Below are 11,196 nucleotides of genomic sequence, written 5' to 3'. Positions count from 1 at the left end.
GGTGCGGGGCGGGGCGGGCAGCGCCGTGAACGCGACGCTGCCCGCCCCGCCCCGCACCCCCGCGATCTGCCGCAGCACCGTCTGGATGCCGGCCGCGGACAGGGACCGGTCGAAGAAGTCGGAGCGGGCCGCGTACGTCTCCCGCCCGAGCGCCCCCTGCGCCGAGCGGCCCGGCGTGCTGCCGGGCAGATGGCACTGGGCCCCCGCGGAGAAGGAGGAGCACCCGGCGTAGATCTCCATCGCCTCCTCGTAGCCCCGCCGGTGCAGGGAGACGGAGGTGGCGTTGGCCCCTGCCTGGTGGGCGAGGCGGTCCACCGCGTTCTTCAGCTCGTTGTAGGTGCCGATGGAGAAGCAGGAGACGGAGATCGTCGGCTTGCCGCCCGGCGCGCACGCCAGGTGCAGGGAGGACCAGATCTCGTCCGGCTGCGTCGGCCCCCACTCCTGCCACGCCTTGAGCACCGCCGCCGCCTTCGCCCATGGCCAGGACAGATACGCGGTGACCGCCTGCGGCGCCGGATGGGTGCGGAAGTGCAGCTCGGTGACGACGCCGAAGTTGCCGTTGCCTGCCCCGCGCAGCGCCCAGAAGAGGTCCGAGTGCTGTGTCGCGTCGGCGGTGAGCTGCTTGCCGTCGGCCGTGACCAGGGTCGCCTGGGTGAGGCTGTCGCAGGTCAGGCCGTACGCGCGGGAGACGACCCCGTGGCCGCCGCCGAGCACCAGGCCGGAGACGCCGACCGTGGGGCAGGAGCCCGCCGGTATGGTCACGCCCTTCGCGGCCAGGCCCCGGTACACGTCGATCAGCTTGGCACCGGCGCCGACCACCGCCTGGCCGCCGCTGACCCGTATCCGGTTCAGCCGCGAGACATCGACGATCAGCCGGTTGTCGCCGGAGGAGTAACCGGCGTAGGAGTGGCCGCCGTTGCGTATCGACACCGGTATGTGCCGGCTCCTCGCGTACGACAGCACGGTGCGGATGTCGGCGGCGTGCGCGACGTAGGCGACCGCGGCGGGCTTCAGGCCGTCGAAGCGGGTGTTGTACAGCTGGTGCGCGGTCTTCCACTGGGCGTCGCCGGGCCGCACCAGGGAGCCGTCGAGATCCCGGCCGAGGGCGGTCCAGTCGGCCGGGCCGCTCGCCCCCGCCGTACCGCTCGCGCTGGTGGTCCTCATCGCCGTGAGCGACGACGAGGAAGCCCCGGACGCGCCCGGGGAGTGTGCCTGGGCCGCGGCGGAGTGCCCCCCGCCCGTACCGCACGCGGTCAGTGCCGTCGTCGCCAGCGCGGCCGCGCCGCCCGAGATGAACGTACGCCGTTCCATGTCTCCGTCGCCTTTCCGCGGCCAAAGTGGCCTCCGGGAGACGAGACGACGGCAGGTACGGCAGGGTTCCCCCGTACGGGTGCCGGACATCGCATATGTGTGCCTGTGCCCCGGTCGTCGGAATCGGCGCGTGCCCTCCCCGTGAGCATTCCGTGACCTCACCGGGCCGACGGCAGGGGTTCACCCGCCGTTCATTTATGGCCTTCGGCCGCTTCACCTGATCTGCCTAATTTCGGCCTTACCCGGTGCGGAGTGCGGTTCGGATGCGCTCCCCGCACCACGACTTCGCACGCCGCCGACAGCGGCGGCTCCTGGAAGGAACTCCCGAACGTGAAGCTTCAGCGCAAGAACCGGCTGCGCGCCGTGACCCTCGGTGCTCTCGCCGTCTCCGGCGCCCTGGCCCTGACGGCGTGCGGCTCCGACGACAACGGCGGCGGTTCCAAGCCCTCGGGTGGCGCCTCGGCCTCCAACGCCTCTTCCATCAAGTGCGACGGCGCCAAGGGCCAGCTGCTCTCGGACGGCTCTTCCGCGCAGAAGAACGCGATCGACGCCTGGGTCAAGAACTTCTCGCAGGCCTGCGGCGTGCAGATCAACTACAAGGCCGGCGGCTCCGGTGCCGGTGTGACCTCCTTCACCCAGGGCCAGATCCCGTGGGCGGGCTCCGACTCGGCGCTCAAGCCCGAAGAGGTCGCCGCGTCCAAGAAGGTCTGCTCCGGCGGCCAGGGCATCGACCTCCCGATGGTCGGCGGCCCGATCGCCATCGGCTACAACCTGAACGGCGTGGACAACCTCGTCCTGGACGCCCCGACCCTCGCCAAGATCTTCGACGGCAAGATCACCAACTGGAACGACGCCGCGATCAAGAAGCTGAACCCCTCGGCGAAGCTTCCCGACCTGAAGATCCAGGCGTTCCACCGCTCGGACGACTCCGGCACCACGGACAACCTCACCAAGTACCTGAAGGCCGCCACCCCCGACAACTGGAAGTACTCGGGCGGCAAGACCTGGCAGGCCAAGGGCGGCCAGTCCGCCGCGCAGTCCTCGGGCGTGGCCCAGCAGGTCAAGCAGACCAACGGCGCCATCGGCTACTTCGAGCTGTCGTACGTCGGTGACGGCGTCAAGGCCGTGAGCATCAGCACCGGTGCCGCCCAGCCGGTCGCCCCCAGCACCGACAGCGCCACCAAGGCCATCGCCGACGCCAAGGTCGTCGGCACCGGCAGCGACCTGTCGCTCCAGCTGAACTACAACACCAAGGCCGACGGCGCCTACCCGATCACCCTGGTGACGTACGAGATCGCCTGCGACAAGGGCAACAAGGCCGACACCCTGCCCACCGTCAAGGCGTTCCTCAACTACATGGCTTCCGAGGACGGCCAGAAGCTCCTCAGCGGCATCGACTACGCGCCGATGCCCGACGCGATCATCGGCAAGGTCCGCACCACCATCGCGGGCCTGAGCTGACCTGATCCGAGAGTGCGGCCCGGTCCCACGGCCTCCCCGCGGGCCGGGCCGCACCGTCCGGTGCACCGCCGCCACGAGTCGCCCGCCCCCACCGGGACGAGCGGCTCCGCAGACCGGAGATCCCGATGGACATAACGAAGACAACCGACGTACCACCCCCCGCACCCCAGCCGACCGCCGAACCGAAGAAGAGCGCGAACCGCGGCGCCACCCGCGCCGGTGACCGCGTCTTCCTCGGGCTGTCCCGCGGCTCCGGCATCCTGCTTCTGGTGATCATGGCCGCGATCGCGGTCTTCCTCACCTACCGCGCGTCCCTCGCGATCAGCAAGGACCACGGCAACTTCCTGACCACCTTCGAGTGGAACACCAACCTGATGCCGCCGTCGTTCGGCATCGCGGTCCTCGCCTTCGGCACGGTGGTCTCCTCGATCGTCGCCATGGCCCTCGCCGTGCCCGTCGCGGTCGCCATCGCGCTGTTCCTCACGCACTACGCCCCCCGCAGGATGAGCGGCCCGGTCGCCTATGTGATCGACCTGCTCGCCGCGGTGCCGTCCATCGTGTACGGCCTGTGGGGCGCCCTGGTCCTGGTACCGCACCTGAACGGCCTGTTCGGCTGGCTCAACGACTACTTCGGCTGGACCGGGATCCTCTCCTGGCAGGGCGGCCCGCCCCGCTCGATGCTCACCGTGGGCATCCTGCTCGCGATCATGATCCTGCCGATCATCACCAACGTGAGCCGCGAGGTCTTCCGCCAGGTCCCGCGGATGCACGAGGAGGCCGCACTGGCCCTCGGCGCCACCCGCTGGGAGGTCATCCGCATGTCGGTGCTGCCCTTCGGGCGCTCCGGCGTGATCTCCGCCTCGATGCTCGGCCTCGGCCGCGCGCTCGGCGAGACGATGGCCGTGGCCACGGTCCTCTCCCCGACCTTCGACATCCAGACCAGCCTGCTCGACCCGGGCGGCGGCACCTTCGCGCAGAACATCGCCAGCAAGTTCGGCGAGGCGACCCAGGACGGCCGTGACGCGCTGATCGCCTCCGGTCTGGTCCTGTTCGTCATCACCCTGCTGGTCAACGGCGCGGCCCGCGCGATCATCGCCCGCCGCAAGGAGTACTCGGGGGCCAACGCATGAGCACCGCAGCCGTCACCGACAAGCGCCGCAGCTCGCTGCGCAGCGCCAGCCTGCCGAAGTGGTCGCCGTGGGCGATCGCCGCGGGCGCGATCGTGGTCGCGGCGGGCATCGGCGAGGGCGCCGGCCTGACCAGCCACATCCAGTGGGGCCTGATCGCCGCGCTGCTGTTCGTCCTCGGCACCTATGTCATCGCCTCCGCGGTGGAGGGCCGGCGCCAGGCCAAGGACCGCATCGCCACCTCGCTGGTGTGGGTCGCCTTCCTGCTCGCCGTGGTCCCGCTGGTCTCGCTGGTCTGGACGACCGTCAAGCGCGGTGTGAAGGTCCTCGACCCCTACTTCCTGACGCACTCCATGGGCGTCGTCGCCGACTCCGAGCCGGGCGGCGGCATCTACCACGCGATCATCGGCAGCCTGGAGCAGGTCGGCCTCGCCACCCTGATCGGCGCGCCGATCGGTGTGCTCACCGCGGTCTACCTGGTGGAGTACGGCCGCGGCGGCCTCGCCCGCGCGGTCACCTTCTTCGTCGACGTCATGACGGGCATCCCGTCGATCGTCGCCGGTCTGTTCATCCTCAGCCTGATGCTGATGGCCGACCTGCAGCCCTTCGGCTTCGCCGGCTCGCTGGCGCTGGCGATCCTGATGATGCCGGTCGTGGTCCGCTCCACGGAGGAGATGCTCAAGCTCGTACCGAACGAGCTGCGCGAGGCGTCCCTGGCGCTCGGTGTGCCCAAGTGGCGCACCATCCTGAAGGTGGTCCTGCCGACCTCCATCGGCGGCATCACCACGGGCATCATGCTGGCCATCGCCCGTATCGCGGGTGAGACGGCGCCGGTCCTGCTGCTGGTGTGGGGCAACTCCTTCATCAACAACAACCCGTTCTCGGGGGCCCAGCAGTCGCTGCCGCTGTACATCTACCAGCAGTACTCGCAGAGCTCCGGTTCCACGGCGGCGTTCGACCGTGCCTGGGCGGCCTCGCTCACGCTGATCGCCTTCGTGATGATCCTCAACCTGGCGGCCCGCGGCATCGCCCGCTGGAAGGCCCCGAAGACCGGTCGCTGACGCGGCCCCTCAGCGACTGACGGAAGTGAAGCAAGTAATGGCCAAGCGAATCGACGTAAGCGGACTGACCGCCTACTACGGCTCCCACAAGGCGATCGAGGACATCTCGATGACCGTCGAGCCGCGCTCGGTGACGGCGTTCATCGGGCCCTCCGGCTGCGGCAAGTCGACGTTCCTGCGCACGCTGAACCGTATGCACGAGGTCACCCCGGGCGGGCGGGTCGAGGGCAAGGTGCTGCTCGACGACGAGGACCTGTACGGCAACGGGGTCGACCCGGTGTCGGTGCGGCGCGAGGTGGGCATGGTCTTCCAGCGCCCGAACCCGTTCCCCACGATGTCGATCTTCGACAATGTGGCGGCCGGTCTCCGGCTGAACGGCAACTACCGCAAGAGCGAGCTGAGCGACGTCGTCGAGAAGTCGCTCAAGGGCGCGAACCTCTGGAACGAGGTCAAGGACCGGCTGAACAAGCCCGGCGCCGGCCTCTCCGGTGGCCAGCAGCAGCGGCTGTGCATCGCCCGGGCGATCGCGGTCGAGCCCAAGGTGCTGCTGATGGACGAGCCGTGCTCCGCGCTCGACCCGATCTCCACGCTCGCGATCGAGGACCTGATCGGTGAGCTGAAGGAACGGTTCACGATCGTCATCGTCACGCACAACATGCAGCAGGCGGCGCGTGTCTCCGACCGCACGGCCTTCTTCAACCTCGCCGCGGTCGGTCAGCCCGGCCGGCTGATCGAGATCGACGACACGGAGCGGATCTTCTCCAACCCGTCGGTCCAGGCGACGGAGGACTACATCTCCGGCCGCTTCGGCTGATCCCCCGATTTCCTCACCGGTGCTGCATGGCGGTGCCACCGGGAGGATGCAAAGGGCCCGCCCCCGGACTCCGGGGGCGGGCCCACGGCGTTTCTACCGGGCAGCGGGCATGGTGCCTTCACGCCAGTCGTTCACGCGCTTGCGGATGCCGGTGACCATCGGCAGCGAGTCGACTTCCGCGGGCCGGAACCAGCGGACGTCCGTGGACTCCTCGGACACGGTCGGCCGCCCGGCCGTCGCCCGCGCCAGGAAGCAGACGGAGAACTCCTGCCGCACCTCACCGTCGTCGTAGGCGACGACATGACGCGGGTTGCTGTACGTCCAGACGACGCCGACGATCTCCCCGTACCGGAGTGCCTCGGGTCCACAGTTCCGCGACGCGCGGAGAACCGGCCCCGGGTGGCGAGGAGTTCACCGATGATCCGGCGACCGTGCGGCTGTGCGCTAGCGGGCGCTCTCGTGCCGGGTCGCGTCCGTTCTCGCCTGGCTGCGTGCTCTGCGGGCCGGGCCGCGCCAGCCGCAGGTGCAGTGGGCCACGCAGAAGCGGCCCTGTTCGGTCGTCGTCGTCAGATGGTCCGGGTCCCGCGCGTCCTGCTCCGCCACGCCGTCCACCGTACCGAGAAGCCAAGGGCAGAGCGTGACGGCAGTCCCCTACTCGTCGTTAACGGACGACAGGGGGGCCGTAACGGACGTACCGGCTGGGGGAAGGCAGGGCGATGGAACGGCGGCAGTACAGACGGCGCACGGTCAGAACGGCCGGCGCGCTGGGCCTCACGCTCGCGCTGGGCACGGGCGTGGGCGGCTGCTCGGACCTCGGGCTCCCCGCCGAGGACGTCAGCAGCGGCGCGGGCGATCCGATCACCCTGCTGACCGGCGCCGCCGCGGCGCTGACCGACGCGGGCAGTTCCAAGGCAGGCACCGCCATGGAGATGGCCACGGGCGGCACCCGGGTCACCATCCGCGGCAAGGGGGTCTACGACTACGTCCACCGGCTCGGCCGGCTCACCGTCGTACTGCCCGAGGACCCTGCGGGCGCCGAGGAGCACCGCCCGCTCACCGAACTCCTCGCGCCCGGCGCCCTGTTCATGAAGAACCGGGGGGCCGGGGTGCCCGCCGACAAATGGGTGCGGGTGGAGACGGGCACGCTCTCCGACGGCAATCTGGTCACCGGTGGCGTCACCGACCCGTACACCGCCGCCGAGGTGCTGCGCGGCACCCGGCGGGCGAGCTATGTCGGCCGTACCGAGCTGGCCGGCGTTCCGGTACGGCACTACCGGGGCACCGCCGACCTCGCCCGCGCGGCCCGGTACGCACCCGCGGACGTGCGGAAATCCCTGGCAGCCGCGGCGAAAGGGTTCGCCACGGCGCAGGTGCCCTTCGACGCCTATCTGGACGACCAGGGCCGTCTGCGCAAGCTGCGTCAGCGCTTCAGCTTCGTCAACGGCCGGCAGAAGACGCCCGTCGCGGTCACCTCGACGACCCTGCTGTACGACTTCGGCGCCCCCGCCGTCGTCGCGCTGCCGCACGAGAGGGACATCTACGCCGGCCGCATCGCGGAGGACGCGGGGACCGACGGGGCCTGAATCCGGCCACTCGCCGACCCCGTACTAGTCCCTTGACGCCACCCCGTAAGTAGCCCGTCCGTGCCATGCGCGGTAGGTAAACCGCCTCCTACCCTAGGAGTTCGGTGACGTCAGGGAAGAGGTGAGGCGGGTGGCGGCGGTCGGCGGTACGGCGGTTCAGGACCATGTGGCCCTCGCCGAGATCGAGCTGTGCGGCGAGCTGATCATCGCGGCCTCGGCCGCAGAGGACCGGCTCAGCCTGGAGAGCATCGACGAGGTACTGCGGGTGGAACGACGGGAACGAGACAGCTGAGGCGCCGCAGCGGGCCTCAGGTGCGCAGCAGGCGGCCGATCGCCTTCGTCGCCTCGTCCACCTTCGCCTCGATCTCGTCCCCACCCTTGAGGGCCGCGTCCGCCACGCAGTGCCGCAGATGCTCCTCCAGCAGCTGGAGCGCGAAGGACTGGAGCGCCTTGGTGGAGGCCGAGACCTGGGTGAGTATGTCGATGCAGTAGGTGTCCTCGTCCACCATCCGCTGAAGGCCGCGGATCTGGCCCTCGATCCGGCGCAGGCGCTTGAGGTGTTCGTCCTTCTGCTTGTGGTAACCGTGCGTGGCGTGCTCACCGCAGTCCGTCTGCTCGGAGGGTGCCGTGGCGCCGGCCTCGGTGGTCGTCATAGCGGGCCTCCATCTCGGGACGGGTGTTCTCGGTCACACACCGGGGGACATATCACCCGGCATACCCCTACTGGGTATATGGTACCGAATTTTGCTGGGTATGGGGGCCTTGGTACGCCCCCGTGATGATCGCTCTGCTCGATGGGCGACACTGGAGGGCGGCCCGATAGCCGTGGCCGGATGATGCGCCTAGCATCAGCCTGACCGAAACCGAAGCACCCCGAGGACCCCACGTGCGCTTTCGTCTGACCCCCAGGGAGACGAGCTTCTATGACATGTTCGCCGCTTCCGCGGACAACATCGTCACCGGCTCGAAACTCCTGATGGAACTGCTCGGGGCGGACTCCTCCGCCCGGGCCGAGATCGCAGAGCGTATGCGGGCAGCGGAACACGCAGGTGACGATGCCACGCACGCGATCTTCCACCAGCTGAACTCCTCGTTCATCACGCCGTTCGACCGTGAGGACATCTACGCCCTCGCCGGTTCCCTGGACGACATCATGGACTTCATGGAGGAGGCCGTCGACCTCGTCGTCCTGTACCAGGTCGAGGAACTGCCCAAGGGCGTCGAGCAGCAGATCGAGGTGCTGGCCCGCGCGGCCGAGCTGACCGCGGAGGCGATGCCGAACCTCCGCACCATGGACAACCTCACCGAGTACTGGATCGAGGTCAACCGTCTGGAGAACCAGGCCGACCAGATCCACCGCAAGCTGCTGGCGCACCTCTTCAACGGCAAGTACGACGCGATCGAGGTGCTGAAGCTCAAGCAGATCGTGGACGTGCTGGAAGAGGCGGCGGACGCGTTCGAGCACGTGGCGAACACGGTGGAGACCATCGCCGTCAAGGAGTCCTGAGGCGTCGATGGACACCCTGGCTCTGGTCGTGACCGTAGCGGTCGCGCTTCTCTTCACCTACACCAACGGCTTCCACGACTCGGCGAACGCGATCGCCACGTCGGTGTCCACGCGGGCGCTGACCCCGCGGGCGGCGCTGGCGATGGCCGCCGTGATGAACCTCGCCGGCGCGTTCCTCGGCTCCGGGGTCGCCAAGACCGTCAGCGAGGGGCTGATCGAGACGCCGTCGGGCGGTACGGGGATGGGGATCCTCTTCGCCGCGCTCCTCGGCGCGATCGCCTGGAACCTGGTCACCTGGTACTACGGCCTGCCCTCGTCCTCCTCGCACGCGCTGTTCGGCGGCCTGGTCGGTGCGGCGCTCGCGGGCGGTACGGCGGTCCACTGGGACGGCGTGGTCGACAAGATCATCGTGCCGATGTTCCTGTCCCCGGTCGTCGGTCTGATCGTCGGCTACCTCGTGATGCTGCTGATCATGTGGCTCTTCCGCCGCGCCAATCCGCACAAGGCCAAGCGGGGCTTCCGCATAGCGCAGACGGTCTCCGCGGCGGGCATGGCGCTCGGCCACGGTCTCCAGGACGCCCAGAAGACGATGGGTGTCGTGGTGATGGCCCTGGTCATCGCCGGGCACGCCACGTACGACGACCCGATCCCGGTGTGGGTGAAGCTGGTCTCGGCGATGATGCTGTCGCTCGGTACGTACGCCGGCGGCTGGCGCATCATGCGCACGCTCGGGCGGAAGATCATCGAACTGGACCCGCCGCAGGGCTTCGCCGCGGAGGCGACGGGCGCATCGATCATGTTCGGTACGGCGTACCTCTTCAAGGCGCCGATCTCCACGACGCATGTCATCACCTCGGCCATCATGGGCGTCGGCGCGACGAAGCGGGTGAACGCGGTGCGCTGGGGCGTGGCCAAGAACATCGTCCTGGGCTGGTTCATCACGATGCCGGCGGCCGCGCTGGTCGCCGCACTGGCCTTCGGCCTGGTGAAGCTGACGGTCCTCTGACCGTCCCCCCTTCCCTCTTCCCCTCCTGCCCACCCTCTCGCCCGGCCGCAGGGCCGACGAGAGGGTGGGCTTCTTTCTGCCCCGCGGGCCGGGACGTCAGCCGGCGTACTGCGGGAAACGGCTGTGCCTCGCCGCGATCTCTCCGGCCGCGAGCACCGGCACCGTGAGATCGCCGGTGACCAGGACGTCCTGATTGCACCAGGAGCCATCCAGCCGGCCCAGCCACCGGGTTCCATCACCCAGTCGGAATCGTCGGCACGGGCGGACGGGTCTTCGGCCTCCGTTGCGCAGGGGAGTGGCTGCTGGTGCTCATAGGATCTTGAGCCCAGGCACGGAGGTCGGAGGGGCGCGATGGAAGAGCCGCGGATACGACTCGGCAGCGATGACGTGTGGCTGGAACTGGCTCGGAACGATGGTGAGAGCTGGCAGGTCACCGCCGATTGGTGCTCGTGGCTGACAGCCGACTTCGCCGTGGATCTCAGCGTTGCGGAGGTCGTGGACTTCGCGGTCCGCATGCTCTCTCACCTGCGCGCGCCGTCGGGTGGACGCTTTTCCGCCGCGGTGACTCCCGGTCGGAACAATCCGCTGAGGTTGACGGCGGAGCCCGTCGGGGACGGTTTCGCCTTTTTTGTGCGTCTGACTCCGAATGGCGACGACGACGTGTGTCATTTGCAGATGGAGATCGACCCGATCGCCACGTCGGAACTTTGTGAGGCATTCAGGGCGCTGCACGCCGCGCTGGTGGCCTGACCCCCGGGACATCCGGTCAGCGCGGAACCCCCGCGATCGCCGCCAGTGCCGGAAGGATCAGGTCCCTGTCGTGGGGATACGTCAGACGGTCGCGGGCCTCGGCCGGGGGGAGCCAGAGGAGGGTGGTGACCTCGGCGTTGGGGGTGAAGGAGCCGCCCGTCGACTCGGCCGTCCAGTACGTGACCTCCTTCGGGCGGCCCGCGTGGTCGAGGTAGCGGGCGGTCGGCAGGCCGGTGCCGAGCCGGCAGGTGTGGCCCGTCTCCTCCTCGACCTCGCGCAGCGCGGCCGCCTCGGCGCTCTCGCCCCGCTTCAGCTTCCCCTTGGGCCAGGACCAGTCGGACCACTTGGGGCGGTAGACCAGGGCCAGTTCGACGGCCCCGGCGGGGGTACGGCGCCACAGGACGCAGCCCGCGGCCCGTACCGGGGTGTCGCTCATACCGTCTCCACCGCCTCCCGCTGCCAGGCGCGCTGGAAGGCGAACCGGGCCGCCTCCACCTCATGGCGCTGGTCCGCGTGCAGGACGCCGAGGGCGTAGGCCGTGGCGGGGGCGATCCGGGGGGTGCGGGCGGCCTGGGC

At 69.6% G+C, this 11,196-nt stretch carries 14 protein-coding genes and 1 pseudogene; 9 read left to right on the top strand and 6 right to left on the bottom strand.

Going from position 1 to position 11,196, the window contains the following annotated elements; all coding sequences use genetic code 11:
- Positions 1-1,311: FAD-binding oxidoreductase (locus tag CCN72_RS20665; protein ID WP_086808804.1), on the bottom strand; the 1,311-nt coding region annotated here is incomplete at its 3' end.
- A gap of 330 nt (positions 1,312-1,641) precedes the next feature.
- Between CCN72_RS20665 and pstS the strand changes: the two genes are divergently transcribed.
- The 4 genes from pstS (at position 1,642) to pstB (ending at position 5,774) form a co-directional block, all read left to right on the top strand.
- Positions 1,642-2,772, top strand: a complete 1,131-nt coding sequence (gene pstS / locus CCN72_RS20660) for a phosphate ABC transporter substrate-binding protein PstS (protein ID WP_086808803.1) — start codon at positions 1,642-1,644, stop codon at positions 2,770-2,772.
- Between the two features lie 125 nt (positions 2,773-2,897).
- Positions 2,898-3,902: a phosphate ABC transporter permease subunit PstC gene (gene pstC / locus CCN72_RS20655; protein ID WP_086808802.1), complete on the top strand. Its 1,005-nt coding sequence runs from the start codon at positions 2,898-2,900 to the stop codon at positions 3,900-3,902.
- Positions 3,899-4,960, top strand: a complete 1,062-nt coding sequence (pstA, locus tag CCN72_RS20650; RefSeq protein ID WP_086808801.1) for a phosphate ABC transporter permease PstA — start codon at positions 3,899-3,901, stop codon at positions 4,958-4,960. Before pstC ends, pstA begins: the two co-directional genes overlap by 4 nt.
- 37 nt (positions 4,961-4,997) lie before the next feature.
- Entirely contained in the window at positions 4,998-5,774 is a 777-nt protein-coding gene (gene pstB / locus CCN72_RS20645) for a phosphate ABC transporter ATP-binding protein PstB (RefSeq protein ID WP_086808800.1), read from the top strand.
- 93 nt (positions 5,775-5,867) lie between these two features.
- Here the strand turns inward: pstB and CCN72_RS20640 are convergent, their stop codons facing one another.
- On the bottom strand, positions 5,868-6,050 hold the full coding sequence (locus tag CCN72_RS20640; protein WP_244174345.1) for an NUDIX hydrolase: 183 nt from the start codon (positions 6,048-6,050) through the stop codon (positions 5,868-5,870).
- Positions 6,051-6,218: 168 nt separating this feature from the next.
- The gene (locus CCN72_RS39690) at positions 6,219-6,377 is read right to left on the bottom strand and encodes a hypothetical protein (protein WP_167408699.1); all 159 of its coding nucleotides are present in this window, start codon (positions 6,375-6,377) and stop codon (positions 6,219-6,221) included.
- Positions 6,378-6,490: 113 nt separating this feature from the next.
- On the opposite strand from CCN72_RS39690, the gene CCN72_RS20635 reads away from it, so the two are divergent.
- Both CCN72_RS20635 and CCN72_RS39685 read left to right on the top strand, forming a co-directional pair.
- Entirely contained in the window at positions 6,491-7,357 is an 867-nt protein-coding gene (locus tag CCN72_RS20635) for an SCO4651 family lipoprotein (protein WP_086808799.1), read from the top strand.
- A 130-nt stretch (positions 7,358-7,487) separates the two neighbouring features.
- Positions 7,488-7,649 (top strand): hypothetical protein, encoded by a 162-nt coding sequence (locus CCN72_RS39685; protein WP_167408700.1) that lies wholly within the window; start codon positions 7,488-7,490, stop codon positions 7,647-7,649.
- Between the two features lie 16 nt (positions 7,650-7,665).
- Here CCN72_RS39685 and CCN72_RS20630 read toward each other — a convergent pair whose 3' ends face one another.
- Entirely contained in the window at positions 7,666-8,010 is a 345-nt protein-coding gene (locus tag CCN72_RS20630) for a metal-sensitive transcriptional regulator (RefSeq protein ID WP_085565448.1), read from the bottom strand.
- A 233-nt stretch (positions 8,011-8,243) separates the two neighbouring features.
- Here CCN72_RS20630 and CCN72_RS20625 point away from each other — a divergent pair, with 233 nt between their 5' ends.
- From CCN72_RS20625 to CCN72_RS20615, 3 genes are all read left to right on the top strand, one after another.
- A complete protein-coding gene (locus tag CCN72_RS20625) occupies positions 8,244-8,864 on the top strand; it encodes a DUF47 domain-containing protein (protein ID WP_037653474.1) in 621 nt (206 codons plus the stop codon).
- A gap of 7 nt (positions 8,865-8,871) precedes the next feature.
- Complete coding sequence (locus tag CCN72_RS20620; RefSeq protein ID WP_086808798.1) at positions 8,872-9,870, top strand: inorganic phosphate transporter; 999 nt, start codon at positions 8,872-8,874, stop codon at positions 9,868-9,870.
- A gap of 351 nt (positions 9,871-10,221) precedes the next feature.
- Positions 10,222-10,620 carry a hypothetical protein gene (locus CCN72_RS20615; RefSeq protein ID WP_086808797.1) on the top strand — a complete coding sequence of 133 codons (399 nt, stop codon included), beginning with the start codon at positions 10,222-10,224 and terminating at the stop codon, positions 10,618-10,620.
- Between the two features lie 16 nt (positions 10,621-10,636).
- Here CCN72_RS20615 and CCN72_RS20610 read toward each other — a convergent pair whose 3' ends face one another.
- Positions 10,637-11,056, bottom strand: coding sequence for an NUDIX hydrolase (locus CCN72_RS20610; protein WP_086808796.1), 420 nt, complete (start codon positions 11,054-11,056; stop codon positions 10,637-10,639).
- Positions 11,053-11,196, bottom strand: a pseudogene (locus tag CCN72_RS41705) (CHAD domain-containing protein); the annotation flags it as partial. The pseudogene CCN72_RS41705 and the gene CCN72_RS20610, both read right to left, overlap by 4 nt.

Origin of the sequence: Streptomyces murinus (genome assembly GCF_002154555.1) — a bacterium.
Lineage (GTDB): Bacteria > Actinomycetota > Actinomycetes > Streptomycetales > Streptomycetaceae > Streptomyces > Streptomyces murinus.
The sequence above is the reverse complement of the archived record's forward strand: the minus strand, read 5'-3'. Positions and strand labels throughout refer to the sequence as shown.

Excerpts from the sequence above, each read along its gene's own strand:
- pstC (WP_086808802.1), top strand. The coding sequence starts at position 2,898 with ATGGACATAACGAAGACAACCGACGTACCACCCCCCGCACCCCAGCCG.
- pstA (WP_086808801.1), top strand. The coding sequence starts at position 3,899 with ATGAGCACCGCAGCCGTCACCGACAAGCGCCGCAGCTCGCTGCGCAGC.
- pstB (WP_086808800.1), top strand. The coding sequence starts at position 4,998 with ATGGCCAAGCGAATCGACGTAAGCGGACTGACCGCCTACTACGGCTCC.
- CCN72_RS20635 (WP_086808799.1), top strand. The coding sequence starts at position 6,491 with ATGGAACGGCGGCAGTACAGACGGCGCACGGTCAGAACGGCCGGCGCG.
- CCN72_RS20630 (WP_085565448.1), bottom strand. The coding sequence starts at position 8,010 with ATGACGACCACCGAGGCCGGCGCCACGGCACCCTCCGAGCAGACGGAC.
- CCN72_RS20620 (WP_086808798.1), top strand. The coding sequence starts at position 8,872 with ATGGACACCCTGGCTCTGGTCGTGACCGTAGCGGTCGCGCTTCTCTTC.
- CCN72_RS20615 (WP_086808797.1), top strand. The coding sequence starts at position 10,222 with ATGGAAGAGCCGCGGATACGACTCGGCAGCGATGACGTGTGGCTGGAA.
- CCN72_RS20610 (WP_086808796.1), bottom strand. The coding sequence starts at position 11,056 with ATGAGCGACACCCCGGTACGGGCCGCGGGCTGCGTCCTGTGGCGCCGT.